This window comes from Paenibacillus glycanilyticus, from assembly GCF_051200795.1.
Lineage (GTDB): Bacteria > Bacillota > Bacilli > Paenibacillales > Paenibacillaceae > Pristimantibacillus > Pristimantibacillus glycanilyticus.
The window spans coordinates 3720989-3746764 of record NZ_CP195155.1 but is presented as its reverse complement, the minus strand read 5'-3'; the positions used below and the strand labels follow the sequence as shown (position 1 = coordinate 3746764).

Annotated in this window: 25 protein-coding genes; 22 read left to right on the top strand and 3 right to left on the bottom strand. The window is 52.2% G+C overall.

Translation table 11 applies throughout. The annotated features are described in order from the left end of the window. Positions 1-121 precede the first annotated feature (121 nt). The 8 genes from smc (at position 122) to trmD (ending at position 8542) form a co-directional block, all read left to right on the top strand. Positions 122-3709 carry a chromosome segregation protein SMC gene (gene smc, locus ACR9FF_RS17320; protein WP_435163249.1) on the top strand — a complete coding sequence of 1196 codons (3588 nt, stop codon included), beginning with the start codon at positions 122-124 and terminating at the stop codon, positions 3707-3709. Between the two features lie 35 nt (positions 3710-3744). Beyond that, positions 3745-4743 carry a signal recognition particle-docking protein FtsY gene (gene ftsY / locus ACR9FF_RS17315; RefSeq protein ID WP_127499260.1) on the top strand — a complete coding sequence of 333 codons (999 nt, stop codon included), beginning with the start codon at positions 3745-3747 and terminating at the stop codon, positions 4741-4743. 117 nt (positions 4744-4860) lie between these two features. Then, positions 4861-5262: a YlxM family DNA-binding protein gene (ylxM, locus tag ACR9FF_RS17310; RefSeq protein WP_236013172.1), complete on the top strand. Its 402-nt coding sequence runs from the start codon at positions 4861-4863 to the stop codon at positions 5260-5262. Next, positions 5241-6629: a signal recognition particle protein gene (gene ffh, locus ACR9FF_RS17305; protein ID WP_127499257.1), complete on the top strand. Its 1389-nt coding sequence runs from the start codon at positions 5241-5243 to the stop codon at positions 6627-6629. The genes ylxM and ffh overlap by 22 nt, the downstream gene beginning before the upstream one ends. Positions 6630-6672: 43 nt before the next feature. Beyond that, a complete protein-coding gene (gene rpsP / locus ACR9FF_RS17300; RefSeq protein WP_015845058.1) occupies positions 6673-6945 on the top strand; it encodes a 30S ribosomal protein S16 in 273 nt (90 codons plus the stop codon). Positions 6946-6970: 25 nt separating this feature from the next. After that, on the top strand, positions 6971-7201 hold the full coding sequence (locus ACR9FF_RS17295) for a KH domain-containing protein (protein ID WP_127499255.1): 231 nt from the start codon (positions 6971-6973) through the stop codon (positions 7199-7201). Positions 7202-7274: 73 nt separating this feature from the next. After that, the gene (rimM, locus tag ACR9FF_RS17290) at positions 7275-7793 is read left to right on the top strand and encodes a ribosome maturation factor RimM (protein ID WP_435163245.1); all 519 of its coding nucleotides are present in this window, start codon (positions 7275-7277) and stop codon (positions 7791-7793) included. Positions 7794-7795: 2 nt separating this feature from the next. Next, entirely contained in the window at positions 7796-8542 is a 747-nt protein-coding gene (gene trmD / locus ACR9FF_RS17285) for a tRNA (guanosine(37)-N1)-methyltransferase TrmD (RefSeq protein WP_127499268.1), read from the top strand. Positions 8543-8970: 428 nt separating this feature from the next. Here trmD and ACR9FF_RS17280 read toward each other — a convergent pair whose 3' ends face one another. Both ACR9FF_RS17280 and ACR9FF_RS17275 read right to left on the bottom strand, forming a co-directional pair. Further along, positions 8971-9426 carry a C1q-like domain-containing protein gene (locus tag ACR9FF_RS17280; RefSeq protein ID WP_317978685.1) on the bottom strand — a complete coding sequence of 152 codons (456 nt, stop codon included), beginning with the start codon at positions 9424-9426 and terminating at the stop codon, positions 8971-8973. Positions 9427-9610: 184 nt separating this feature from the next. Continuing rightward, complete coding sequence (locus ACR9FF_RS17275; protein ID WP_435163243.1) at positions 9611-10069, bottom strand: C1q-like domain-containing protein; 459 nt, start codon at positions 10067-10069, stop codon at positions 9611-9613. A 318-nt stretch (positions 10070-10387) separates the two neighbouring features. Between ACR9FF_RS17275 and rplS the strand changes: the two genes are divergently transcribed. From rplS to ACR9FF_RS17235, 8 genes are all read left to right on the top strand, one after another. Beyond that, on the top strand, positions 10388-10729 hold the full coding sequence (gene rplS / locus ACR9FF_RS17270; protein WP_015845052.1) for a 50S ribosomal protein L19: 342 nt from the start codon (positions 10388-10390) through the stop codon (positions 10727-10729). Between the two features lie 106 nt (positions 10730-10835). Beyond that, positions 10836-11513, top strand: coding sequence for a signal peptidase I (gene lepB, locus ACR9FF_RS17265; RefSeq protein WP_127499247.1), 678 nt, complete (start codon positions 10836-10838; stop codon positions 11511-11513). Between the two features lie 20 nt (positions 11514-11533). Next, positions 11534-12424: a ribosome biogenesis GTPase YlqF gene (gene ylqF, locus ACR9FF_RS17260; protein WP_435163240.1), complete on the top strand. Its 891-nt coding sequence runs from the start codon at positions 11534-11536 to the stop codon at positions 12422-12424. Between the two features lie 5 nt (positions 12425-12429). Then, the gene (locus ACR9FF_RS17255) at positions 12430-13041 is read left to right on the top strand and encodes a ribonuclease HII (protein ID WP_435163238.1); all 612 of its coding nucleotides are present in this window, start codon (positions 12430-12432) and stop codon (positions 13039-13041) included. Positions 13042-13136: 95 nt separating this feature from the next. Then, positions 13137-13646, top strand: coding sequence for a DUF4269 domain-containing protein (locus ACR9FF_RS17250; RefSeq protein WP_435163236.1), 510 nt, complete (start codon positions 13137-13139; stop codon positions 13644-13646). A 126-nt stretch (positions 13647-13772) separates the two neighbouring features. Next, positions 13773-15608 carry a hypothetical protein gene (locus ACR9FF_RS17245; RefSeq protein ID WP_435163234.1) on the top strand — a complete coding sequence of 612 codons (1836 nt, stop codon included), beginning with the start codon at positions 13773-13775 and terminating at the stop codon, positions 15606-15608. Next, complete coding sequence (locus ACR9FF_RS17240) at positions 15605-15910, top strand: EscU/YscU/HrcU family type III secretion system export apparatus switch protein (protein WP_127495846.1); 306 nt, start codon at positions 15605-15607, stop codon at positions 15908-15910. Before ACR9FF_RS17245 ends, ACR9FF_RS17240 begins: the two co-directional genes overlap by 4 nt. Further along, on the top strand, positions 15903-16271 hold the full coding sequence (locus tag ACR9FF_RS17235) for a YraN family protein (protein ID WP_435163232.1): 369 nt from the start codon (positions 15903-15905) through the stop codon (positions 16269-16271). The genes ACR9FF_RS17240 and ACR9FF_RS17235 overlap by 8 nt, the downstream gene beginning before the upstream one ends. 24 nt (positions 16272-16295) lie before the next feature. Here the strand turns inward: ACR9FF_RS17235 and ACR9FF_RS17230 are convergent, their stop codons facing one another. After that, positions 16296-17852, bottom strand: a complete 1557-nt coding sequence (locus tag ACR9FF_RS17230) for a YifB family Mg chelatase-like AAA ATPase (RefSeq protein ID WP_435163230.1) — start codon at positions 17850-17852, stop codon at positions 16296-16298. A 311-nt stretch (positions 17853-18163) separates the two neighbouring features. On the opposite strand from ACR9FF_RS17230, the gene sucC reads away from it, so the two are divergent. The 6 genes from sucC to hslV all read left to right on the top strand — a co-directional run bounded on the left by sucC (position 18164) and on the right by hslV (position 25774). Then, on the top strand, positions 18164-19324 hold the full coding sequence (sucC, locus tag ACR9FF_RS17225) for an ADP-forming succinate--CoA ligase subunit beta (RefSeq protein WP_127495843.1): 1161 nt from the start codon (positions 18164-18166) through the stop codon (positions 19322-19324). A gap of 31 nt (positions 19325-19355) precedes the next feature. After that, entirely contained in the window at positions 19356-20297 is a 942-nt protein-coding gene (gene sucD, locus ACR9FF_RS17220) for a succinate--CoA ligase subunit alpha (RefSeq protein WP_248756814.1), read from the top strand. 176 nt (positions 20298-20473) lie between these two features. Beyond that, on the top strand, positions 20474-21589 hold the full coding sequence (dprA, locus tag ACR9FF_RS17215; RefSeq protein ID WP_435163228.1) for a DNA-processing protein DprA: 1116 nt from the start codon (positions 20474-20476) through the stop codon (positions 21587-21589). Positions 21590-21616: 27 nt separating this feature from the next. After that, the gene (gene topA, locus ACR9FF_RS17210) at positions 21617-23713 is read left to right on the top strand and encodes a type I DNA topoisomerase (protein ID WP_127495840.1); all 2097 of its coding nucleotides are present in this window, start codon (positions 21617-21619) and stop codon (positions 23711-23713) included. A 98-nt stretch (positions 23714-23811) separates the two neighbouring features. Further along, positions 23812-25143 carry an FADH(2)-oxidizing methylenetetrahydrofolate--tRNA-(uracil(54)-C(5))-methyltransferase TrmFO gene (gene trmFO, locus ACR9FF_RS17205; protein WP_127495839.1) on the top strand — a complete coding sequence of 444 codons (1332 nt, stop codon included), beginning with the start codon at positions 23812-23814 and terminating at the stop codon, positions 25141-25143. An 85-nt stretch (positions 25144-25228) separates the two neighbouring features. Continuing rightward, positions 25229-25774 (top strand): ATP-dependent protease subunit HslV, encoded by a 546-nt coding sequence (hslV, locus tag ACR9FF_RS17200; protein ID WP_127495838.1) that lies wholly within the window; start codon positions 25229-25231, stop codon positions 25772-25774. Positions 25775-25776: the final 2 nt, after the last annotated feature.

The following is a 25776-nucleotide window of genomic DNA, read 5'->3' as shown; positions in this document are numbered from 1 at the left end:
CTTCCAAAATGACGGCTATAGCCGTTTGTCTTAACTTGGCTTGTCTGATTTTACAGCGGGCAAAAGGTTAACGAGCCGCGTTAAGTTGTGTTACAATAGGCGATGAGGTGAAAGCCAGGTTATGTTCCTGAAACGGATAGAATTATCGGGATTTAAATCGTTTGCCGACAAGACGGAAATGGAATTCGTCACCGGCATTACGGCTGTTGTTGGACCTAACGGCAGCGGTAAAAGCAATATATCGGACGGCATCCGCTGGGTGCTGGGCGAGCAAAGCGCCAAGAGTCTTCGCGGCGGCAAAATGGAGGATATCATTTTTGCCGGAAGCGACGCACGCAAGGCGGTCAACTACGGAGAAGTATCGCTGACGCTCGATAACGGCGATGGGGCGCTGCCGCTTGAATATAATGAAGTGACGGTTACCCGCCGTGTCCATCGGAGCGGCGATAGCGAATATATGATTAACAAGCAGTCTTGCCGGTTGAAGGATATTACCGAGCTGTTTATGGATACGGGGATCGGCAAAGAAGCCTATTCCATTATCGGACAAGGCCGCATTGAAGAAATATTGAGTACCCGGTCGGAAGACCGCAGGGGTATTTTCGAAGAAGCTTCAGGCATTGTTAAATACAAGTCGCGTAAACGCGAAGCCCAGCGCAAGCTGGAAGACACGGAGAACAACCTGCTCCGGATCCATGACCTTGTGACGGAGCTGGAGGATCAGGTAGAGCCGCTGCGCATTCAATCGGAGAAAGCCATCCACTTCAAGCAGCTAAGGGAGCAATTGAAGACGCAGGAGATCTCGATGTACGTACATAACATTGAGAATGTGTACGGCTCTTGGTCGGAATCGAACGCCAAGCTGGAGCGTTTGAAACGTGAACAGCTGGAGCTGTCTACCGTTGTAAGCAAGCATGATGCCCATCTGGAGAAAGACCGCCAGGCTCTTCGCGAGCTGGAGGAAGCGCTGGACAGTCTTCATGCGGACATGCTTCACTACAGTGAAGAGTACGAGAAATGCGAAGGCTACGGCGAGGTTCTGAAGGAACGGAAGAAAAATCTGGAGCAAAATAAAAAGCAGCTCGAAGAAACGATTTCCGCCCAGGATGAGAGAATCGCCGCGCTGACCAGCGAGGAAGCGGAATTCCGCAATCGCGCCGCGGTATTGGAATTGCAGCTGGCTGAGCTGAAGCAAAAGCTTGCTGTCGAGGAAGATAACCTAATCGGCGTATCGGGCGGTACCGCGGTGGACGCCGAGGAGATGCTGAAGGGCGAATTGCTCGAAGTGCTCAGCACGATGGCTCAGCTGCGTAACGAAATCCGTTACGCTGCCCAGCAGCAGGAAGCGGTTCAGCGCCGCATGGAGCGTCTCAGCGATGAGGAAGCCAAGTGGGCGGAACAGCAGCGTAAGCTGAATGCCCGGAGAGCAGAGCTTGAGAAGCAGCTTGAAGCTACTCTCGATGCGATTGGCAAGGCGCGCACCAAGTATATCGACCAGGCGGAGAAAGCCAAGGAGCTTGGCCAAATTTCCGAGGATGCTACGACCGCTCTGCGCAAATGGGAGCAGAAGCTCGATGCGCAAGTTTCGCGGCGCGACACGATGAAGGAAATGCAGGACGCTTTGGACGGCTTTATGCATGGCGTCCGCGAAGTGCTTAAAGCTTCCCGCAAATCTTCCGGCTCCGGAGGAATCAGCGGCGTGCACGGCGCCGTGGCCGAGCTCGTCCGCGTGCCCGAGAGAATAGAGACCGCCGTGGAAACCGCGTTGGGCGGGGCTTTGCAGCATATCGTTATGGAAGACGAGAAATCGGCACGCAGCGCAATCTCCTTCCTGAAGCAGCGTCAGCTGGGCCGCGCGACGTTCCTTCCGCTTGACGTTATCCGGGGCCGTCATGTTCCCGAGCATGAAAAGCGGATGGCCGAGTCGGTAGACGGCTTTGTTGGCGTAGCGGCAGATCTGGTGTCTTGCGAACCACGTTACGAAGCGATTATTCAAAATTTGCTCGGTAACGTGCTTTTGGCCGAAACTCTTGAGCAAGCCAACCGTATAGCATCCAAATGCCAATACCGCTACCGCGTCGTAACGCTGGAAGGCGATGTCGTGAATGCCGGCGGTTCGATGACAGGCGGCAGCCTTCAGAAGAAGGGGGCCAGCCTGCTGGGCCGTCAGCGCCAGATTGAAGCATTGGACCAAGAGATAATGGAAGGCGAGAAAACAATCGTCCAGCTGCGGGACAAGTTAAGCGATATCCGCAAGGAACAGTCGATCCTATCGCAAAACATGGAGGAGCTTCGCTCGCAGGCTGAGCAATACCGGATTGACGAGCAGCAGGTTCGCGCCGAGCTGCAGCAGTTGAGCAATGAGGCGAAGCATCTTACCGAACAAGAGCAGCTGTTTACGGCAGACCGCACGAATCATACAGCAGAGCACAAGTCGATGCTGGATATGGCGGCGGAGGCCGAGGTGCGTCTTGAACAGCTGACGGCGGACGAAGCCCGTCTGCAAGAAGCGATCAGGCTTGCCGAAGAGCGCCGCAAGGCAAGCGAATCGGCGAAAGAGGAGCTTCAGGTTCAGCTTACGGATTTGAAAATTTCCGTCGCGAAGACCGATCAGGAGAAGCAATCCTTCGAGGATCAGGCCGCGCGCGTCCGTGCCGATATTCAGCGCGCCAAGCAGGAGCTTGCAAGCTCAAGGAATCTTTTGAGCCAGCAGGATGCCGAAATGGAACGCCATAGCGGGGAGACGGTCGCCCAGATTGAGCAGCTTAATCATCTCCGCCTGAAGAAACAGGAATGCGCGGAACAGACGGACCTGAAGCGCTCAGCCCGCGCTGACCGCGTGAAGGAGCTCGAGCAGGGCGAGAGCGATACGAAGGAACAGCGCGGACAGCTCCGCCAGGTGGAAGAGCAGATGCGCCAGACCGAAATTGCGGCAAACCGCCTCGACGTGGAGCTGGACAACCTGCTCCGCAAGCTTAGCGAAGAGTATGAACTCAGCTTCGAGCTTGCGAAGGAGCAATATCCGGTGCCGGAGGACATCGTTGGCACGCAAAACGCGGTCCGCGATATCAAGCGTCAAATTACGGCGCTTGGCGACGTGAACCTTGGTGCAATCGAAGAATATGAGCGCGTAAGAGAGCGTTTCGAGTTCCTGACCGAGCAGAAGGATGATCTGGTGGAAGCGAAAACGACCTTGTATCAGGTTATTCGCGAGATGGACGAAGAAATGTCCAAGCGTTTCCGATCAACCTTCGAACAAATCCGCAGACATTTCGTGGTTGTATTCGCGAAGTTGTTTGGCGGAGGCCGGGCAGACCTGGTTCTGGTAGATCCTGAGCGGGTATTGGATACAGGGATTGATATCGTCGCTCAGCCTCCGGGCAAAAAGCTGCAAAATCTGCAGCTGCTATCCGGCGGAGAGCGGGCGCTCACGGCTATTGCCTTATTGTTTGCCATTCTGCAGGTGAAGCCGGTGCCGTTCTGCGTGCTAGACGAAGTTGAAGCGGCGCTTGATGAAGCGAACGTTGCCCGTTTTGCCCAATATCTGCGCGAGTTCTCCGGACTTACCCAGTTTATCGTCGTAACGCACCGCAAAGGCACGATGGAAGAAGCCGATGTACTCTATGGCGTAACGATGGAAGAAGGCGGCGTATCGAAGCTGGTATCCGTGCGCCTGGAAGATGAGGCGGAAGAGCAGGAATCCGCTTAAACAGCGGCCTAATAGGATGGAGGACTTGAACCCGTATGAGTTTTTTCAAAAAGCTGAAGGAAAGCATCGCTTCGAAGACCGAAGCGGTAACGTCGATATTTAAGGAAGGCTTGACCAAGACGCGCGTTGCTCTTGTCGAGAAGGTCGAAGAGCTGATTACGCGCCGCAAAAAAATCGATGAAGAGTTCTACGAGGAGCTCGAGGAAATTCTCATCGGCGCCGATGTTGGCGTCAACACGGTTATGACGTTGATCGATGATCTCCGCGCCGAAGTGAAGAAGCGGAAAATCGAGCAGGCAGCCGAGCTGCAGCCAATCCTTTCGGAAAAGCTGATCGGTCTGCTGAAGGGGGAGCAAAACCCCGGCCTTCAAATGGCGAAGAGCGGCATTACCGTTATTTTGTTCGTTGGCGTCAACGGCGTAGGCAAGACAACAACGATCGGCAAGCTCGCCCACAAGTTCAAAAGCGAAGGCAAAAGCGTGCTTCTGGCGGCGGGCGACACGTTCCGCGCGGCTGCTATCGAGCAGCTTGAAGTATGGGGGCAGCGCGTAGGCGTTGAAGTAATCAAGCAGCAGTCCGGTTCCGACCCTGCCGCGGTTATGTTCGATGCGGTGCAAGCGGCCAAGCAGCGCGGCGTTGACGTTCTGCTCTGCGATACGGCCGGCCGTCTCCAGAACAAAACAAACCTGATGGAAGAGCTGAACAAGATTTTCCGCGTTATTCAGCGCGAAATTCCGGATGCTCCGCACGAGGTGCTGCTCGTGCTTGACGCAACGACAGGCCAGAACGCTCTCAGCCAAGCGAAGCTCTTTGGCGAGAAAAGCGGCGTTACCGGTCTTGTTCTGACCAAGCTTGACGGTACGGCAAAAGGCGGCATCGTCATCGCTATCCGCAATGAACTGAACCTTCCAGTGAAGCTGGTAGGTCTTGGCGAGAAGATGACGGATCTGCAGGAATTCGACTCGGAGCAGTTCGTCCATGCCTTGTTTGCAGGGCTGATCCAGCGCGAAGAAGAACAGTCGGAAACAAATTAAATAAGTGACAAGGACAAAAGCTTGACAGTGCCATCGGCGATCGTGTAAGATAAGAGACGTTGTGACACTGTCAAGGCTTTTTGCTTGACGGATGATGCTGAAAGGGGCTTAGAGCGGATGACCATACATGAACCGGATGCCCTAGCCAAGACAACACGCATCAACTTGTTATTTGATTTCTACGAGCCGTTGCTCACGGAGAAACAGCGGACGTTCTTAAAATATTATTTTCACGACGATTACTCGCTTGGCGAGATCGCAGCCGAATCCGGCATCAGCCGGCAGGCCGTTTATGAACATGTGAAGCGGGCGGAGCAGGTGCTTGAAGGCTATGAAGCAAAGCTAAGCCTGGTTGCCAAGCATGAATTCATGCAGCAGCTAGCCGCAGGGCTGGAACGGAAGGTTGCCGAGCTGCCAATCGATCCTACTTATAAGCAAGAGCTACTTAAAGACATAGAGCAGTTAACGAAGACTGATAGTGACGGAGGTGACGAATCATGGCGGCATTTGAGAGCTTAACGAACCGGTTGCAAAATGTGTTCAGCAAGCTGAGAGGCAAAGGCAAAGTAACGGAAGAAGATTTGAATGAGGCAATGCGCGAGGTGCGTCTTGCGCTGCTCGAAGCTGACGTTAACTTTAAAGTCGTCAAAGATTTTATCGCCAAAGTGAAAGAGAAAGCGCTTGGACTTGATGTTTCCAAGAGCTTTACGCCAGGCATGGTCGTCATCGACATCGTTAACAAAGAGTTAACGGAATTGATGGGCGGCACGCAAAGCAAGCTTGCAAAGGCGAACAAGCCTCCTACCGTTATTATGATGGTTGGTCTGCAAGGCGCGGGTAAAACGACCACAACGGCCAAGCTGGCCAAATTGCTCCAAAAGGGCAACAGCAAGCCGCTCCTCGTTGCGTGCGACATTTACCGTCCTGCGGCGATCAAGCAGCTCCAAGTGCTTGGCGAGCAGATTAACGCGCCGGTATTCTCGCTTGGCGATCAGACCTCGCCGGTTGAGATTGCAAAAGCAGGCCTAGCGCATGCGAAAGAAAACCATAACGATTACGTTATCTTCGATACCGCGGGCAGGCTGCATATCGATGAAGCGCTGATGGAAGAGCTGAAGCAAATCCACCAGAACGTGAAGCCCGATGAAGTCTTGCTCGTCGTTGACGCAATGACCGGTCAAGATGCGGTTAACGTAGCGCAAAGCTTCCATGATCAGCTTGAACTGACGGGTGTCGTTCTTACGAAGCTTGACGGCGATACGCGCGGCGGTGCCGCATTGTCCGTCAAAGCGGTAACCGGCAAGCCGATCAAATTCGCGGCAATGGGCGAGAAGATTGACGCGCTCGAGCCGTTCCATCCGGACCGGATGGCTTCCCGTATTCTCGGGATGGGGGATATGCTGTCGCTGATCGAGAAAGCGCAAGCGAACATTGATGCCGATAAAGCGGCAGAGATGGAACGCAAGATGCGGACCGCCGAATTTACTTTCGACGACTTCCTTGAGCAGATGGCGCAAATCCGCAACCTGGGACCGTTGGATCAGCTTATGGATATGCTGCCCGGCATGAACAAGATGAAGGGCAACATGAAGGATCTGAAGGTGGACGAGAAGCAGATCAACCGCGTTGAAGCGATTGTCCGCTCGATGACGAAGGCAGAGAAGCAAAAGCCTGAGCTTCTGAACCACAGCCGCCGCAAACGCGTAGCCGCGGGCAGCGGTACGTCGATTACGGAAGTTAACCGGCTTATCAAGCAGTTCGAAGACATGCGCAAGATGATGAAGCAGTTCTCGTCCATGATGGGCCCTAAAGGTCCAAAGGGCGGAATGAAGGGTCTGAAGGGCATGCTCGGCAAAGGCGGAAAAGGGTTTAAATTCCCGTTCTAAGATATAAAAGCTTTAGTTGATTAACCGAAGGAGGTGAATTTCCATGGCAGTACGTATTCGTCTGAAACGTATGGGTGCTCACAAGGCTCCATTCTACCGCGTTGTCGTTTCTAACTCCCGTTCCCCACGTGACGGTCGCTTTATCGAAGAAATCGGTACTTACAACCCGGTTGCTCAACCGGCTCAAGTAACGATCGACGAAGAGAAAGCGTTGAAATGGCTGCAAACAGGAGCTCAAGCTTCTGATACAGTTCGCGACTTGCTTTCCAAAGCAGGTGTCCTGAAAAAGTTCCATGAGCTTAAGCAACAGAAATAACTGTTGAATAGCGGAGGGCCTTGAAATGAAAGAATTGATTCTTGTCATAGCAAAGGCGTTAGTGGATCATCCAGAGGACGTGCGCGTGAATGAGCGAGAGGATGATCGCGGTACGGTGTACGAGCTGTCGGTCCACGCCGATGATATCGGCAAAGTAATCGGCAAGCAGGGACGGATTGCGAAAGCAATTCGTGCCGTCGTTACGTCAGCGGCCATCAAATCCCAGAAGCGCGTTATCGTAGACATCATATCGTAAAAGCATACGATGCAGGGTTAGGATAATTATCCTAGCCCTTTTTCGTACAAATAGAGACGGGTGGTTACATACGATGAGCAAAAAATATTTTAATGTGGGCAAGCTGGTTAATACGCATGGTCTGCGCGGCGAAGTTAAAGTATTGCCCCAGACGGATTTCGCCGAATCCCGGTTTGCGAGCGGAAGCAAGCTTTCCCTGCAGCATCCTGACAACGGACAAAAGCTTGAAGTAGAAGTAACCGGGGCCAGGGAGCATAAAGGGATGTTTATCCTGAAGCTGAAGGGTTATAACGATATTAACGAAGTTGAAAAATATAAAGGCTGGACGCTGAAAATCGGCGAGGAAGAATTAGAACAGCTCGATGACGGCGAATACTACTATCATGAAATCCTGGGCTGCCGGGTATTAACGGAAGATGGCGAAGAGCTTGGTACCATCTCGGATATTCTCCGTCCGGGTGCCAATGATGTATGGGTTGTTGATATGCCGAAGAAAAAGCAGCTGCTCCTGCCGGTGATCGACGAAGTCCTGCTCAAAGTCGACGTGGCTAATAAAACGGTAACCGTACGGTTGCTGGAAGGGCTGATCTAATGATGCGCATTGATGTGCTGACGCTGTTCCCGGAAATGTTCGACGGCGTATTTGGCGCGAGCATCCTGGGCAAAGCTAAGGATAAAGGAATTGTATCGCTTGAAGCGATTAACTTCCGCGAATATTCCAATAATAAGCATAATACCGTTGACGATTATCCTTACGGCGGAGGCGGGGGTATGGTCCTTAAGCCTGAACCGGTATTTGCCGCGGTAGAGGATCTAATGGCAAAGAAGGAGAGCGGAGCGCGTCCCCGTGTTATTCTGATGTGCCCGCAGGGTGAATCGTTTACGCAAAAGAAGGCCGAGGAACTTGCGAAGGAAGAGCATCTCGTGCTGATCTGCGGTCATTACGAAGGCTACGACGAGCGTATTCGCGAGCACCTGGTAACCGATGAGCTGTCGATTGGCGATTACGTGTTAACAGGCGGAGAAATTCCGGCAATGACCGTCATTGACAGCGTTGTCCGGCTGCTGCCAGGCGTACTCGGAAACGAGACATCCGCTGTTACGGATTCGTACAGCACCGGTCTGCTGGAGTATCCGCATTACACGCGCCCGCCCGTATTTAGAGACTGGGCAGTGCCTGATGTGCTTGTATCCGGCAATCATGCCAAGATTGATACCTGGCGACGCGAGCAGTCGCTGCTGCGGACGCTTAAGCGCCGTCCCGATCTGCTGGAGAAGGCAGAGCTGACGGATAAGGAACGCAAATGGCTGACGCTTCAGGAACAAGATCAGTCCACGTAAAAAAGAACCGTCGCACAGCCTAAATGGCCTGAGCAGGCGGTTCTTTTTTGCATGATTATATGCAGCTTGTACCGGACGGTTCGCTGCAAGGCTCCGGATGATGTTCGAAATGGCCGGGAAAGCCGATTTCGGGACATCTTTTTTCTGGCTCTTTTTTTGCGATGAATTTTACCGGTTTACAAACGCATTTAACGGGTTTACAAACGCATTTGGCCGATTTACAACCATGTCCGCATTTTCTTTTCCTTTTGGAACTGCTCTTCTTTTTGCAGGAGCCGTATCCGGTTTTTTTTGCATATGAGCGGTACCCGTATCCCGAAGTATTTACTTCTTGTTTTTTTGTTGGCATTGTTCATAACCTCCAATCTGTATAAAGTGTTGCAAAAAATACCGACTCCTTGTAAGGAATCTGCAATTCTCGTATGCAATTAACGAATTCTTTTTCCTCTGAAACGCGTGGAAAAACCTTTTAGAATAACGCCGCCTGAAACATGGGATGAAGCGGACAATTTGACTACGTCTCCCTTTCGAAGCCTTTTGACTGCAGCAGCTGTTATAAATTCGCGGTCAGAATTAATCACTTTACTGCCGGCAAACACAACGAAATCATTGACAGTAAGAAGAAGGGATACCTCGTCCGGCTCTTTCGAGCCTCTTTTGTAAAGAATGCTGCCGAATAAAGAGTAGACACCGTCATGCTTGGGTATAAACGTGGAAGTGACGGGATCATATTCGTTTGCTGCGTCAAAGATAACTTTGCCGTACTTTACGGTAACGCCAAACTCCGGTCTGCCGATGGATTGATTTTTTGCGGATATGGCTTTGAAAGCTGATTTGAACGACCGTGGACGGCATGTCCCTTTTTTTACTTTGCGGATCGACATAAGACATGACCTCCCTTCATAAGAAATGATTGCTGAAATAGCAATACTCCAGAGTATGCGTATTGAGATTTGATAGAAACGGCAGGAGTCGCGAATCTAGCAAATAGGCTGCGCGCGAAAAAGAACTCACTAGTCGAATATTCTCAAACTAGCGAGTTCTTCGTTTGTTTACCGAATGAACGAATTAGCGGACACGGAACCCCTCGAAGCGCGTTCCCGCACCGGAAGCTATGGCGCCGCTTACGGTTGCTTGCAGAAATACTTGCACTTCGTCGCCTTTTTTGAGCTTGGCGGTACCCGAAGTCATGACAACTCCGCGGCCTGCGCTCAAGGTCTGAACGACGGGCAATTGCGATGTATCGTTTACGAAAATAACAAGCGTCACCGTTACGGGATCGGAGGTCTCCGTTGAGTAAAAGGCGCTTGCGAAAAACGCATAAACTCCGTTGTGCTTGGCGGTGAAGGTAGACGTAGCGGGTTTGTATTCCTTATTGAAGTCGTATTGCTCTTGCCCGTAAAGCACTTGTGGTACGGTAGCGGATGAAACGTTTTGGAATTGATCGGAGATTGCGCGGAACGCCGATTTGCGGACTACGCCCGTTTTGCTCTTTGCATTGCCTCTGGCTGCCTTTTTCTTATCCATCGCTTATCCTCGCTTCTATTCATTAATAGCTTACTATATGATAGAAGCCTTCCGGCAGAAACGGCATATAGCTGTAAGTCCATGAAATAGGCTGTATATCATGTTGCAGCGTGTATAACGCTTATCTTTTGGTTATACTGGAGAAATAATAGAATTTTTGCGGGCAATGCGGAATATTAGGTTGAAAAAAGTTCTGCGCTGTGATAAAATTTCAAATGTTGTTCGTATTAATCGGGCGGTCCGCTAATAGTGATGACGCTGCTCATAGGAGCAGAAAGAGCTATTAAGAACGTCTATGGTGGAAGGAGTGAAACTACAATGAATCTTTTACAAACGATTGCTCAGGAACAGCTTCGTCAAGACCTTCCTAGCTTCCGTCCTGGTGACACGCTGAAAGTACACGTTAAAGTTATCGAGGGCACGCGCGAGCGTATTCAGTTGTTCGAAGGCGTTGTAATCAAACGTCGTGGCGGCGGAATCAGCGAAACTTTCACAGTTCGCAAAATTTCGTACGGTGTTGGTGTGGAAAGAACTTTCCCGCTGCATTCGCCAAAACTCGAGAAAATTGAAGTTGCTCGTCGCGGTAAAGTGCGTCGCGCGAAACTGTACTATCTTCGCGAACTGCGCGGTAAAGCTGCGAGAATTAAAGAAATTCGTTAAGATCAAACGACAAGAGGGGCTTGCTCAAACAAGCTCCTTTTCGTTATTTTGACAGGACTTGCTATGTACGAATAGGGACACTATAGAATGGAAAGAAGGCGTACTGGTGAATTCACAACAACATAATGAAGATTCGAATCAGCAAACAGAAGCAATCGATGGATCTGGACTGAATACATCAGGACCCGCAGACGCAAAAAAGGGCGGACGAGCATACAAGGAAATTGTAGATTGGATTAAAGCGCTCGCGATCGCGGTCATTCTCGTGTTTGTTATCCGTACGTTCCTGTTCTCGCCATTTATCGTTGAAGGACCGTCTATGGAGCCTAACTTCTATACGGGCGAGCGGCTGATCGTCAACAAGCTGATTTTCAAAATCCGCGAGCCGCATCACGGAGAAGTCGTTGTATTCCATGTGCCTGATCAAGGACGCGATTTCATTAAACGGGTCATCGGCGTACCGGGCGACACGATCAAAGTCGTAGGCGACGACGTGTTCGTTAACGATCAGAAGGTTGATGAGCCTTATATTAAAGAAGCTATTGAAGCGGCACATGCCAATGGAGAGCTGTACAATACCGGTCCGGACTTCCCGAACGCGAATGTTTCGGAATCTGTTGTTCCCGACGGCAAGATTTTTGCAATGGGCGACCATCGCGGAAACAGCCAGGATAGCCGCGATATCGGCTTTGTGTCTGAAAAAGAGGTTATCGGCCGTGCAGACGCCATGTTCTGGCCGTTAAATAAAATCAGCATCATTAAGCACTACAAAGTGCACTGGTAATGTTGCAATGAGGTGAGGAAATGACCATTCAATGGTTTCCCGGTCATATGACCCGGGCAAAACGGCAAATTCAAGAGAAGCTTAAACTAATCGATATTGCCATTGAGCTATTGGATGCGCGTATTCCGCTTTCCAGCCGCAACCCTATGGTTGATGAGATACTAGGCGGCAAGCCGCGGCTGATTGTTTTGAACAAGTCGGATTTAGCCGATCCGAGGGTGACGGAGCAATGGATCGACTATTTCAAATACGAAGGTCATGAAACGGTAGCCGTCGATTCGTCGACAGGAACGCGCGTCGGAGATATTCCGGTGAAGGCGAAGGAAATATTGCAGGAGAAGATCGCCCGTCAGCTGGCAAAAGGGATGAATCCCCGCGCCGTTCGGGGGCTGATCGTCGGGATCCCTAATGTCGGGAAGTCGACATTGATTAACCGCCTGGCAGGACGCAATATCGCGATTACCGGCGATAAGCCGGGCGTTACGAAAGGCCAGCAATGGATTAAAACAACATTCGACATGGATCTTCTGGATACGCCGGGCATCCTGTGGCCTAAGTTCGAGGATGAGCTGGTTGGCTACCGTCTGGCAATGACGGGTGCGATCAGAGAGCAGATCCTGAACGTGGAGGATATCGCGTTTTTCGCGGTTCGCGAGCTTGCCGAACGCTATTGGCCGGCGCTGCAGGAGCGTTTTAAGCTGGATAAGGCTCCAACCGATCCTTCCGAGTCGGATGAAATAGTAAGGATTATGGAAGACATCGGCCGCCGCAGAGGCTGCCTCGTAAGCGGAGGACAAGTGGATCTGGAGAAAGTATCCGGCATTATTTTGCGGGAGCTTCGTTCAGGCAACCTTGGCCGCATAACGCTGGAAGCACCGTTTCCTGCGGCTGCGGGCAGACCGGGGGAATAACAGACGTGCTGGAATACGAAGAACGGCTATGGGCCGAGGGATATTCCGCCATTGCCGGCGTGGATGAGGTAGGCAGAGGCTGCCTGTTTGGCGACGTTGTTGCCGCAGCGGTTATTTTACCGCCTCATCTTGTGCTTGAAGGGGTTAACGACTCCAAGAAGCTGTCGGAGAAAAAGCGGAACGAGCTCTACGACATCATCGTTGACAAAAGCATTGCGTGGGCTGCGGCCCTCGTGGATGCGGAGACGATTGACCGGATCAACATCAAGCAGGCTGCAAGGCTTGCGATGAAGATTGCGCTGGAGTCGCTGCAAACGGAACCGGATTACTTACTGGTTGATGCGGAAAAGGTGGATCTTCCGAAGCCTCAGCTTGCGATCATAAAAGGGGATGCCACCAGTCAGTCGATTGCTGCCGCCTCGATCATCGCGAAGGTGACAAGAGACCGGTTGTGCGAGAAAGAATGGGAGCAGCTATATCCGGAATACGGAATTGCGATACATAAAGGCTATGCGACCAAGCTGCACCGGGAACGGCTGCTCGAATACGGAGCAAGTCCGCTTCACCGCAAGTCTTTCCTGGGTAAAATTTTCGTGGAACAACAACAGCTATTTTAAATAATTTCCTTAATATTGTGTTAGAAAGACAGCGTACTGCTTGTAACGGAGCGATACGTTGTCTTTTTTTTCGGGAAAGGGGAAGGGCGGAGCGCTTGACGGATAAAGGGAAAGTTAATCAACGCGCGTACGAGGTTGTCGACAGGCTTGGCATTATGCGCGACTTGGCGGCATACACGCCTTTATTGTGCGGTACGATACCAATCGCCATTGATGTGGAAGGCTCGGATCTGGACATTGCAATGGAGGTATATAATGTTGAAAGCTTTAGGGAACGCGTAGCTTTGCTATACGGGCAGCATGAGGATTTCCGCTGGAAAGAAAAGCGAATAAGGGATTTGCCGGTTTATAAAGCGAATTTTCGATACGAGGGCTTCGAGTTTGAGCTGTTTGGACAACCGGTTCCGGTGACCAAGCAACACGCGTATCTTCATATGGTTGTAGAAGCGGAGCTATTGAAGAGAAATCCGGATTTGAGGGCTCGGGTAATCCGGTTGAAGTCCCAAGGGATCAAGACGGAGCCTGCATTTGCCCAATTGCTTGGCCTTGAAGGAGACCCTTATGAGGCTTTATTAGAGCTCGGCAGAGTGCTTAGAATAATTTAGAGGCAGGACCATTCAGAAAGTCATTGTATTGTTCTTCAGAAGAAGCGGTCATCTACCGATAAATAGGGTAACAAATTGCGCGTTGTGTCGTTTCAAGCTTATGCGACAGCGGAAGAAGGTGACCAAATGAATATTGGACAGTTGGTAAGAGGGTTATTGGGCGAGTCGTCCGGCAGCGGGGATACCCGAAAGCTGGAGTTAAAGCCGGGGCAGGTTGTCCGAGGAGTCGTTCTGCAGCTGTTAGAAAATAACGAAGCAACGGTCCAAATTAACGGCGTACAGGTTCGGGCGTTTCTCGAGCTGCCGCTTGAGCCGGGGAAGTTCGCGATGCTGCAGGTGCAGCCGCAATCGGCTGGCGGATTGCTAGTGCTGAAGCAGGTGGAGAATCAGGCGGGCCTTGAAGATGCCCTGAAGGATTGGCTGAAGCAAAGCGGCCTGCCTGACCAGGAGTGGGCGGGCAACATTTTGAAGGAGCTTAGAAAAGACGGCGTGACGATGAGCCGTGACACCTTTGCGGCGCTTAAAGCGGCAACCGAGACCATGCCGCAAGGTGCGGATCCCGAGCAGTGGATGCAAGCGGCGGCGGCGGGTTTGAAGCGCGGGCTGCCGATGTCCGGCGGCACGATTGGAGCTCTGCAGCAGGTCATGTTCGGGCGTCCCGCGCACGAACTGCTGGATTCGCTGCAGCAGCAGCTTGCTGCCATCGCCGGCGAAGCATCCGGCGATGGTGACGCGGGCGCAGCCGCGCCGCGCGCAGGCGGCAGCACGCCGCAGGCGCTGCCGCAGCTGGCCGCGCGGCTGGCGGCGCTGCTCGCCGAAGGCGCAGCGCTGCAGAGCGCCGCGGCCACGGCGGAGCCGCTCGCGGCAGCTGCGCAGCGCGCCGAAGGCACGGGCGCGGGCGGCCACGCCGCGCCTGCTGCGGCAGCGCAAGCGTCCGCGGCGGAGTCCGCGGGGCATGGCGCGGCCACGGGCGGCAGCACAGCCTCATCCGGCAACTGGCTGGGCCAGATGATGAAATGGATGGGCGTCGACTATGAGAATCAATTGTCGAAGCAATTGCCGGTCCCGCCCGCTCAATGGGCTGTTCAGCCTCAGGAGCAGGATGCTTCAATGGTGGTCAGCGGCAATGGCAACGACAGCGGGGTTACAGACGAGCCAATCGCTGCACGCAGTCCACAGGGCTCTGCGGATGCGCTAACACGCCAACAGCAGGCAGAAGGTCGCCAGGAGACGCGTCAAAGCTCGAATGCGCAGCAAGCGGCAGGGCAACAGCCGGACCAGCCTGACGCAGCCGCGCCTCTCGACAAAGAGCAGAGAACGGTCCATCCCGAGCGATCCCGGGAGTTGCTAGCGACACCGCAACAGCTGTCGCCGGACAAGGTGAGCGCGGATGATGCGAAGCCTGCAGCGCAGGAATCGCTAAAGAGTACGCTGCTTGCCATTGCCGCATCCAGCGACGCACCGCCTGCTTTGCGCGAGACCGCGCAACAGCTCGTCCAGCAGATAACGGGACAGCAGCTGCTGTTATCCCCGGAACGAAACGGAGCCGTTTTCTCCCATCTGACGATGTTTGTGCCGCTTACCGGTCCGGATGGGAATCAGACCGCTTCCGTTCATATTCAGACGAGAAGAGGGCGGCAAGGCCAGCTGGACGCTGAGAATTGCCGTTTGTTGTTCGATTTGTCGATGAAGACGTTAGGACCTACCTTGGTTGACGTGAATGTCATGGACAAAATCGTCAGCTTGACGTTATGGAACGATCATCCTGCAATAGCTGCGCTTGTAGATTCCTCCCGCAATGAAATATCGGCAAGTCTTAATCAGGCGGGCTATCAGCTCCTATCCCTTCGCGCTACTCCAACAAGAGCGGATAGCGATGAGGGAGAAGGGGTTAAACGGATCATGCCGGATCCGGCTCAATTCGTGAACACGCGTTATAAAGGAGTCGACATACGGGCATGAGTTCGGAACAGAAGAACGGTAAAGAGAAGAGGACGGTTAAAAAGGCCGTAGCGTTGAAATATGAGCCCGGCGTGCACAAAGCGCCGGTCGTAACCGCCAAAGGGAGAGGTTATTTGGCGGAGCAAATATTGGAGCAGGCGGCAGAGCATCAAGTGCCGGTGCAGCAGGACTCTTCGCTTGTGGAAGTATTGTCCAAGCTGGATGTCGATCAATCGATACCGCCCGAGCTTTATACGCTGGTCGCCGAGATCCTGAGCTTTGTTTATCGTTCCGATCAGAGAGCGAGGGATTTGGATGAGTGAGGACCGCAGAAGGCAAACCGGGCTGGCCGGCGAAACGGCCGCTTGCCAATATCTCGAGAACGGCGGATATACCGTCATTGAGAGGAATTGGCGCTGCCGATCCGGAGAAATCGATATTATCGCAACCATCGATGATACGCTTGTTTTTGTCGAAGTAAGAACAAGAAGAGCGGGAGGTCGATTCGGGACGGCGGCCGAATCCGTAGACCGGCGCAAGCAGCAGCAGGTGGCGCTTGTCGCCCAGGTGTATTTGCGAATGAGACATTTAACCTATCCTCCCATGCGGTTTGACGTCATTGCTGTCACCATGAACCGCGATGACTCCATCGGCGAAATTAAACATGTAAAAGCGGCTTTCTAACCGGTAGAAAGCCGCTTTTTGCTTTTATATATCAAGTCTCCGGTATTGAATCGCTTCCGCCACATGCACATCCTCCACGCAGTCACTGCCTTCCACATCCGCGATGGTTCTCGCCAGCCGTAAAATACGGTCATACGCTCGCATGCTTATATTCAGCACCGTAAGCGCATGATCAAGCAACTCAAATGCTTCCTTCTTCATTAAAATAGAGCGCCTCAGCGATGTTCCGGACAGCCGTGCTCCAGGTTTGAGCCCGAGCTCTTCATCCCGTCTTTCTTTTCTTGTCCGTGCCTCAAGCACAAGCTGCCTCATCCGGGAAGAACTCATTTCGGCAGGGATTTCCGCATCGCCTTCCCTTTCAATCGGCCTGGGAACCTCGAGCTGGATATCGATCCGGTCAAGAAGGGGGCCGGACATCTTGCTTTTGTATTTGGCAATCGCGGAATCGCTGCAACTGCATCGTTTCTCGGCCGTTTCATGGCCAGCATACCCGCATGGGCAAGGATTAAAGGAGACAGCCAGCATAAGCCTGGCCGGAAAATGAAATACGGCTCTTGACCTTGCTATGGTGACGATCCCGTCCTCCAACGGTTGACGCAATACTTCAAGTACGGTTCGGGAGAACTCCGGAAGCTCGTCCAGATAAAGCACGCCATGATGGGCGAGGGTGACCTCGCCGGGCTTCGGCACCGAACCGCCGCCTATGAGCCCTCCGGCCGATATCGTGTGATGCGGCGAGCGGAAGGGAGCGATCCTGATCAGACCTTTAGCATCGGTAGACAGCTTGCCTGCGGCGCTGTAAATCTTGGTCACTTCCAGCGCTTCTTCTTCGGTAAGAGGAGGCAGGATGCCGGGGAGTCGGCGGATCATCATGGTTTTGCCGGTTCCGGGCGGGCCCGCGAACAAGATGTTGTGTTTCCCCGCTGCGGCAATTAACAATGCGCGCTTGGCCTGCTGCTGCCCGTATACATCGCTGTAATCCCCTATATCAACCGCATGCTCATCAGCCGCGGCGGCAGAAGCAAGCTGCCTGCTGGCAGCGGCGTCAAACCGGATGTCGGACCAAGCTTCAGAGCCCTTATGCTGGGTTAGAAGCTCTTTGAGATGGGTTACCGCGTACAGCTCCATCTCCGTTATCCAAGCGGCTTCCTTGGCATTTGCCAGAGGCAGCAGCACCTTGCGGATGCCGGACCGCTTGGCTTGCTCGATCATGGCCAAAACGCCGGGCACGGGACGGATATCGCCGTTCAAGGACAATTCTCCAATCAGCATCGATTGCTCGAAAGGCTTCGCTTCAAGTTGACCGCTCGCGGTCAGAATACCCGCCGCAATCGCAAGATCGAAGGCGGTGCCTTCCTTGCGCAAATCCGCCGGAGCCAGATTGACGGTAATGCGTTCCAGCGGGAAAGCGAATCCGCTGTTCTTAATCGCTGCGCGGACCCTTTCTACAGATTCCCTGACGGCGGGGTCGGGCAGTCCAACGACACTGACTTGCGGCAAACCGTTGGCTATATCGACTTCCACGGAAATTTCTTTACCTTCAACTCCAAGAACGCTGCTGCTATGCATTAAACTGAACACAAAAAAAGCACCTCCAAAAATAGGATGAAGGTGCTTCCTTACGTCCGAATCTCATTATATAAAGTTATCGTTAAAGCCATCATAGTGTAAAAAAGACAAGTCTGTCAATATTGGAAAAACAAGTATGAATTCTTCAAGAAATTAGGGCATACTACAGGAGTCCGTCGGTGATTTAATCTCATTTTGAGATCAAATCCATATCAAAAAACCGAAACCCGAAGGGTCGAAATATGGCATAAATAATGCTACAATGATTAAGGTTTGTGTACATATGACTGAAGTTGAGTCTGTGAAATGGAGGATTTCTAACAATGAATATCCATGAGTATCAAGGCAAAGAGGTCCTGAAACAGTACGGCGTTGCTGTTCCAGAAGGAAAGGTAGCTTTCTCCGTTGACGAAGCGGTAGAAGCTGCGCAAGCACTGGGCACCCCAGTGGTAGTAGTAAAAGCGCAAATTCACGCTGGCGGCCGCGGTAAAGCGGGCGGCGTTAAAGTAGCGAAAAACATCGATGAAGTTCGTGCGTATGCCAGCGAAATTCTTGGCAAAGTGCTCGTTACTCATCAAACAGGCCCGGAAGGTAAAGAAGTTAAACGTCTTCTTATCGAGCAAGGCTGCGACATCAAGAAAGAATACTATGTAGGCGTTGTTATCGACCGTGGCACTGGCCGCGTAACCATGATGGCTTCCGAAGAAGGCGGCACGGAGATTGAAGAAGTAGCAGCTCATTCGCCTGAGAAAATCATCAAAGAAGTCATTGACCCGGCAATCGGTCTGCAAGTATTCCAAGCGCGCAAGCTTGCTTACGCAATCAACATTCCTGGCGAGCTTGTTAACAAAGCGGTTAAATTCATGATCGCTCTGTACAATGCATTCGTTGATAAAGATTGCTCCATCGCTGAGATCAACCCGCTTGTTGTTACCGGCGACGGCAACGTTATGGCGCTTGACGCGAAGCTGAATTTCGACTCCAACGCTCTGTACCGTCACAAAGATATCGTGGCGCTGCGCGACCTGGAAGAAGAAGATGCGAAAGAAATCGAAGCATCGAAATATGACCTGAGCTACATCGCGCTTGATGGCAACATCGGCTGTATGGTTAACGGCGCTGGTCTTGCGATGGCTACAATGGACATCATCAAATACTACGGCGGCGACCCTGCCAACTTCCTTGACGTAGGGGGCGGCGCTACAAAAGAGAAAGTAACTGAAGCGTTCAAAATCATTCTGTCCGACGAGAACGTAAAAGGTATCTTCGTTAATATCTTCGGCGGCATTATGCGTTGCGATGTTATCGCTGATGGCGTTATCGCAGCTGCGAAAGAGCTTGGCCTGGACCGTCCGCTCGTTGTAAGACTGGAAGGTACTAACGTTGAGCTTGGCAAAAAAATGTTGAACGAATCGGGATTAAACATTGTTGCGGCTGACTCCATGGCAGACGGCGCACAAAAAATCGTTAATCTCGTCAAATAGTACGAATTTATTAACGGGGATGTGAAATTCGATGAGTATTTTGGTTAACAAAGATACAAAAGTAATCACTCAAGGGATTACAGGCGCAACTGGCTTGTTCCATGCGAAAGGCGCATTGGACTACGGTACGCAAATGGTAGGCGGCGTAACTCCTGGTAAAGGCGGCACTAACGTCGATATCACACTGGAAAACGGCAACGTTGTATCTCTTCCAGTATTCAATACAGTTGAACAAGCGGTAGCAGCTACTGGCGCAACAGCTTCGGTTATCTATGTGCCGCCTGCATTCGCAGCAGACTCGATCATGGAAGCGGTAGATGCTGGCCTTGATCTGGTTATCTGTATTACGGAAGGAATTCCAGTACTTGATATGGTTAAAGTAAAACGCTACATGGAAGGCAGCAAAACGACTCTGATCGGTCCTAACTGCCCAGGCGTTATTACTCCTGACGAGTGCAAAATCGGCATTATGCCGGGTTACATCCACACAAAAGGCCATGTAGGCGTTGTTTCCCGCTCGGGAACTCTGACTTACGAAGCGGTTCACCAGCTTTCCACTCGCGGTATCGGTCAATCGTCCGCAGTAGGTATCGGCGGCGACCCGGTTAAAGGCTCCGAGTTTATTGATATCTTGAGCCGTTTCAATGAAGATCCGGACACTTACGCGGTAATCATGATCGGCGAGATCGGCGGTACAGCAGAGGAAGAAGCTGCTGAGTGGATCAAAGCGAACATGAAGAAACCGGTTGTCGGCTTCATAGGCGGCGCTACAGCTCCTCCGGGCAAACGTATGGGTCATGCGGGCGCTATTATTTCCGGCGGCAAAGGTACGGCTGCTGAGAAAATCGCTACTTTGGAAGCGTGCGGAATCAAAGTTGCTCCAACGCCTTCCGACATGGGCTCGACGCTCGTATCGGTCCTTGAAGAAAAAGGCCTGCTTGAGAAATGCACAACTGGCGTTGCTCAAGCCTAATCGTTTAATAGCATATTAATGAAGCAGTAAAGGTAAGCAACCTTTCAATGCCCGTTTTGGGCTTGAAAGGTTGCTTTTTTTTTCATAAAATTTCGGGTTGACTTGCATTCTTTTGCCATGTAACGCACAATAGGAAAGAATGCAGGCTGACCTCCCCAGAGGAGAGGGCGGCAAGAATGACGCTAAACGTTGATAAATGTAAGCAGATGGTTATCATGCTCCACGAATGTTCGGGCATAGGATGGCATACCGTTCAGAAAGCGGTTGCCCATAAAGCTTGGGAGCGCCTGGATGGCAATAGCGCTTTCGATTGGACGGCAATCGGTTTTGGACGGGCGCAAGCAGAGGCTGCGGCCAGACGATGGCAAGATCCTTTTGATTGGCCAGAGTCGCCTTATCTCCGGGCTCAGGCGCTTGGTGCAGCAGTGATCACTCCGTATGACGAGGCATATCCGGAAGAGCTTCGACGGATACCGCAGCCGCCATGGGTGCTGTATGCTCTTGGGAACGTTGAGCTCTTGAAGAGACCTTCGATTGCAATGGTAGGAACCAGAAATCCCAGCGCCTATGGCAGGCATACCGCGTTAGCGCTGTCTGAGGAGCTTTCTAGGCGTGGTTTGACCGTCGTGAGCGGTCTTGCCAGGGGGATTGACAGCAAAGCGCATGAAGCGGCTTTGCGGGGCCATGGAAGCACGATTGCCGTACTGGCTAGTCCGGTTGATCTTTGTTATCCGCCCGAGAACCGATCGCTCTACCAGGAAATTATACGGGAAGGGCTAATTCTGTCGGAATCTCCGGTTGGCTCGCCGCTTCATCCGGGAATGTTTCCGCTACGCAACCGGATCATAGCGGGTTTATCGCTGGGGACGATCGTTGTGGAAGCAGCGAAGGGAAGCGGATCGCTTATTACGGCAGACCAGGCGCTCGAAATGGGGCGTGATGTATTTGCTGTACCCGGACCGATCTCATCGCCCAAGAGCGAAGGGCCTAACAGTCTGATCCGCGAAGGAGCGAAGCTGGTCAGCAGCGCCGACCATATTCTCGAGGAATACAGCTGGCTTGAAGAGAAGCTTTCGGCACTGACAAAGCCTAAACAAGCGGCCGTCGCCGCGGCAAGCATGAATGCCGAGGAGCAGAAAATAATCGATTTACTGCGCGATCGTCCGCTTACAATTAACGAATTGCACCAGCTTACGATGATCCCTTTTGGACATTTAAGCGCACTTCTGATAAATTTATGTATAAAACGGAAAATCGAACAACAGCCAGGGGCAGTTTATATAGCGTTGTAACATGTAGGGAGAGAGGGGGCGCCTAATGTGGCAGATTCATTAGTAATCGTAGAATCACCGGCCAAAGCAAAAACGATCGGCAAATATTTGGGCAGCAAATATATCGTTAAAGCATCGATGGGCCATATTCGCGATTTGCCAAAAAGTCAGACTGGCGTCGAAGTGGAAAACGGCTTCCAGCCGAAATATATTACGATCCGAGGCAAGGGCAGCGTATTAAAAGAGTTGAAGGACGCCAGCAAAAAGGTTAAACACGTCTTTCTCGCAGCCGACCCCGATCGCGAAGGAGAAGCGATCGCATGGCATCTGGCTCATTATCTGGAGCTGAACGAGTCGGATACCTGCCGTGTCGTATTTAATGAAATAACGAAGCAAGCCGTTAAGGATGCTTTCAAAACGCCTCGCAAGATCAATATGGATCTTGTGAATGCCCAGCAGGCCAGACGTATTCTTGACCGCCTTGTCGGTTACAAGATTAGTCCGCTGTTGTGGAAGAAGGTTAAGAAGGGCTTGTCCGCGGGACGCGTACAATCCGTATGCGTGAAGCTGATTATCGACCGGGAGAACGAGATTGACGCATTTGTTCCGGAGGAGTACTGGTCCATCACGGCAAAGCTTACCCAGCAAGGCGTTCCGTTTGAAGCAAAATACCATTCCATTAAGGGCGAGAAGCGGGAACTCCACAACGAAGAGGAGATGCAGGCGATTCTTGCAGCCTTGTCTGGCAATCAGTTCAAGGTAGCCGAAGTAAAAGAGAAAGAACGTCTTCGCAACCCGGCTCCGCCGTTCATTACGAGCTCCTTGCAGCAGGAGGCAGCACGAAAGCTTGGATTCCGTGCTTCCAAGACGATGTCCGTGGCCCAACAGCTGTATGAAGGCGTTGAGCTAGGCAAGGAAGGGACTGTCGGTCTCATTACCTATATGAGAACGGACTCGACAAGGATCTCACCGGTTGCCCAGGAAGAAGCGAAGGAGTATATTGAAGGAAAATACGGTCCGTCGTTCTATCCGGAGCAGCCGCGCGTCTACACGAAGAAAAACAGCAATGCGCAGGACGCCCATGAAGCGATCCGGCCGACATCGACGCTCCGCGACCCGGAATCGATGAAGCCGTTCCTTTCGCGGGATCAGCTTCGCTTGTATAAGCTGGTATGGGAACGTTTCGTATCCAGCCAGATGGCTTCCGCCGTGCTTGATACGATGACGGTAGACCTTGCTTCCGGCGACGTCACTTTCCGTGCGAGCGGTTCGAAGATCAAGTTTGCCGGCTTCATGAAGGTTTACGTGGAGGGCAATGACGACGGCACGGAGGAAGAACATAAATTCCTGCCGCCTTTTGCAATCGGTGATGTCGTGAACTCGGATTCCATCGAACCGAAGCAGCATTTCACCCAACCGCCGCCGCGTTATTCCGAAGCAAGATTGGTTAAGACGCTGGAGGAGCTTGGCATAGGACGTCCAAGTACGTACGCGCCGACGCTGGAAACGATCCAGAAACGCGGATACGTAGCGATCGAAGAAAAGAAATTCATTCCAACCGAGCTGGGCGACCTGGTCAATCAGATGATGGAGGAATTTTTCCCGGAAATTCTGGATTCCGAGTTTACGGCGAAGATGGAGACGGATCTTGACCATGTAGAGGATGGGGTGGAGGACTGGGTTAAAGTCCTTTCTAACTTCTACGAATCTTTCGAGAAGCGGCTTGAAGTCGCCGAGGAAGAAATGAAGGAAGTCGAGATTCAAGATGAGGTTTCGGATGAAATCTGCGAGAAATGCGGCCGCCATATGGTGTTCAAGATGGGGCGCTTCGGCAAGTTCCTTGCCTGCTCCGGCTTCCCGGACTGCCGTAACACGAAGCCAATCGTCAAGGATATCGGCGTAACTTGCCCGAAATGCGGCGAGGGCAAAATCATCGAGCGACGCAGCAAAAAAGGACGGATTTTCTATGGCTGCGATACTTATCCGACCTGCGACTACGTGTCCTGGGATAAGCCGACAAACAAGCCTTGTCCGAATTGCGATTCGATGCTTGTCGAGAAACGCAACCGCAGCGGCGCGAAGCTGCAATGTCCGAATTGCGATTATTCGGAAGAAATCACCGAAGACGAGCAAGAACAAGCCTAAACTAAAGAAACAGATGCGGCCACACGACAGTCCTCCCTTACGCAGGGAGGACAGCTGTGTTTTCACTGCCGTGTTAGCATATATTGGAGGTCTTTACATTGTCAGTTCAACAACCAGTCATCGTAATCGGAGCAGGTCTAGCAGGAAGCGAGGCAGCTTGGCAGATCGCATCCCAAGGCGTACCCGTCATTTTGTACGAGATGCGTCCAGAGACCAAAACGCCTGCCCATCATACTAAAAACTTTGCGGAGCTCGTGTGCAGCAACAGCTTGCGCGCCAATGGCCTTGCTAACGCCGTAGGCGTGCTGAAAGAAGAAATGCGCCGCCTGAACTCTCTTATTCTCGGCAGCGCGGATCGTCACGCCGTACCTGCAGGCGGAGCGCTTGCCGTTGACCGCGACGGTTTTTCCGGGGAAGTAACGCGTCTTCTTCATGAACATCCGCTTGTAGAGGTGCGCACGGAAGAAGTAACGGACATTCCGGAAGACAGCATTGTTGTCATCGCAACGGGCCCCCTTACTGCGCCTGCTCTGTCTGAGAAGATCCGTACCTTGCTTGGCGAAGAATATTTCTACTTCTATGATGCGGCAGCTCCGATCATCGAGAAAGACTCCATTGATATGAGCAAGGTCTATCTGGCATCCCGTTACGACAAAGGCGAAGCGGCATATCTGAATTGCCCGATGACTGAAGAAGAATTCGAGATTTTCCACGAGGCGCTGACGACAGCGGAGACCGCTGCGTTAAAAGATTTCGAGAAGGAAGTTTATTTCGAAGGCTGCATGCCGATCGAAGTAATGGCGAGCCGCGGCAAGCAAACCGTGCTCTTCGGACCGATGAAGCCGGTTGGTCTTGTTAACCCGCATACCGGTAAACTTCCGCATGCCGTGATCCAGCTTCGCCAGGATAATGCGGCCGGAACCCTCTATAACATGGTAGGCTTCCAAACGCATTTGAAATGGGGCGAGCAGAAAAGGGTATTCTCCTTGATCCCGGGCCTTGAGAATGCGGAATTCGTGCGATTTGGGGTTATGCACCGCAATACCTTTATTAACTCGCCGCGGGTCATGGAGCCGACTTACCAGCTCAAAAACCGCAGCACCCTATTCTTTGCCGGTCAGATGACGGGCGTAGAAGGTTATGTGGAGTCCGCTGCTTCCGGCCTGATTGCCGGCTTTAACGCAGCGAGACTGGCACGCGGTCTTGAACCTCTCGTACTGCCGGAGGATACAACGCTGGGCAGCATGGCGCATTACATTACAACGGCGGACTTCAAGCATTTCCAACCGATGAACGCGAATTTTGGCTTGTTCCCGCCGCTTGAGAACCGGATCCGCAACAAGAAGGAAAAGAACGAAGCGATTGCGAACCGTGCGCTGGATAGCTTGGAGCGCTTCAAGAAGGAACATTTCGATCATCTGAACGTATAAACAGTCGATTGCTGCTCCGCTTGAGGGGCAGCACAACCGTATACACTTGAAGTTAATAATCTGCGGGCTATAGGAGGGCGAAGAGATGGAGATGGAATTTCACGCCACCACGATTTGCGCGGTGCGTCACGAAGGTAAAGGAGCAATTGCCGGAGATGGACAGGTAACCTTTGGAAACAGCGTCGTGATGAAAAATAAAGCGAAAAAAGTTCGTCGTTTGTACCGCGGGCAAGTCATTGCGGGCTTTGCCGGTTCGGTTGCCGATGCGATTACGTTATTCGAGAAGTTTGAGGCAAAGCTGGAGGAGCATCACGGAAACCTTCAGCGTGCTGCCGTTGAGCTGGCAAAGGACTGGCGTACCGACCGCATTCTCCGCAAGCTCGAGGCGCTTATGCTGGTTATGGATCAGACCGGATTGCTTCTGATTTCCGGTAACGGGGAAATTATCGAGCCGGATGACGGCATCTTGGCTATCGGCTCGGGCGGCAACTATGCTCTTTCCGCCGCAAGAGCGCTGCAGAAGCATGCTCCCCATATGGAAGCAAAAGATATCGCAAAAGCAGCGCTGGAAACGGCTGCCGACATATGCGTTTATACGAATCATAATATTATTGTAGAAGAAATTGGTTGAAG

Excerpts from the sequence above, each read along its gene's own strand:
- smc (WP_435163249.1), top strand. The coding sequence starts at position 122 with ATGTTCCTGAAACGGATAGAATTATCGGGATTTAAATCGTTTGCCGAC.
- ftsY (WP_127499260.1), top strand. The coding sequence starts at position 3,745 with ATGAGTTTTTTCAAAAAGCTGAAGGAAAGCATCGCTTCGAAGACCGAA.
- ylxM (WP_236013172.1), top strand. The coding sequence starts at position 4,861 with ATGACCATACATGAACCGGATGCCCTAGCCAAGACAACACGCATCAAC.
- ffh (WP_127499257.1), top strand. The coding sequence starts at position 5,241 with ATGGCGGCATTTGAGAGCTTAACGAACCGGTTGCAAAATGTGTTCAGC.
- rpsP (WP_015845058.1), top strand. The coding sequence starts at position 6,673 with ATGGCAGTACGTATTCGTCTGAAACGTATGGGTGCTCACAAGGCTCCA.
- ACR9FF_RS17295 (WP_127499255.1), top strand. The coding sequence starts at position 6,971 with ATGAAAGAATTGATTCTTGTCATAGCAAAGGCGTTAGTGGATCATCCA.
- rimM (WP_435163245.1), top strand. The coding sequence starts at position 7,275 with ATGAGCAAAAAATATTTTAATGTGGGCAAGCTGGTTAATACGCATGGT.
- trmD (WP_127499268.1), top strand. The coding sequence starts at position 7,796 with ATGCGCATTGATGTGCTGACGCTGTTCCCGGAAATGTTCGACGGCGTA.
- ACR9FF_RS17280 (WP_317978685.1), bottom strand. The coding sequence starts at position 9,426 with ATGTCGATCCGCAAAGTAAAAAAAGGGACATGCCGTCCACGGTCGTTC.
- ACR9FF_RS17275 (WP_435163243.1), bottom strand. The coding sequence starts at position 10,069 with ATGGATAAGAAAAAGGCAGCCAGAGGCAATGCAAAGAGCAAAACGGGC.
- rplS (WP_015845052.1), top strand. The coding sequence starts at position 10,388 with ATGAATCTTTTACAAACGATTGCTCAGGAACAGCTTCGTCAAGACCTT.
- ylqF (WP_435163240.1), top strand. The coding sequence starts at position 11,534 with ATGACCATTCAATGGTTTCCCGGTCATATGACCCGGGCAAAACGGCAA.
- ACR9FF_RS17245 (WP_435163234.1), top strand. The coding sequence starts at position 13,773 with ATGAATATTGGACAGTTGGTAAGAGGGTTATTGGGCGAGTCGTCCGGC.
- ACR9FF_RS17240 (WP_127495846.1), top strand. The coding sequence starts at position 15,605 with ATGAGTTCGGAACAGAAGAACGGTAAAGAGAAGAGGACGGTTAAAAAG.
- ACR9FF_RS17235 (WP_435163232.1), top strand. The coding sequence starts at position 15,903 with ATGAGTGAGGACCGCAGAAGGCAAACCGGGCTGGCCGGCGAAACGGCC.
- sucC (WP_127495843.1), top strand. The coding sequence starts at position 18,164 with ATGAATATCCATGAGTATCAAGGCAAAGAGGTCCTGAAACAGTACGGC.
- sucD (WP_248756814.1), top strand. The coding sequence starts at position 19,356 with ATGAGTATTTTGGTTAACAAAGATACAAAAGTAATCACTCAAGGGATT.
- dprA (WP_435163228.1), top strand. The coding sequence starts at position 20,474 with ATGACGCTAAACGTTGATAAATGTAAGCAGATGGTTATCATGCTCCAC.
- hslV (WP_127495838.1), top strand. The coding sequence starts at position 25,229 with ATGGAGATGGAATTTCACGCCACCACGATTTGCGCGGTGCGTCACGAA.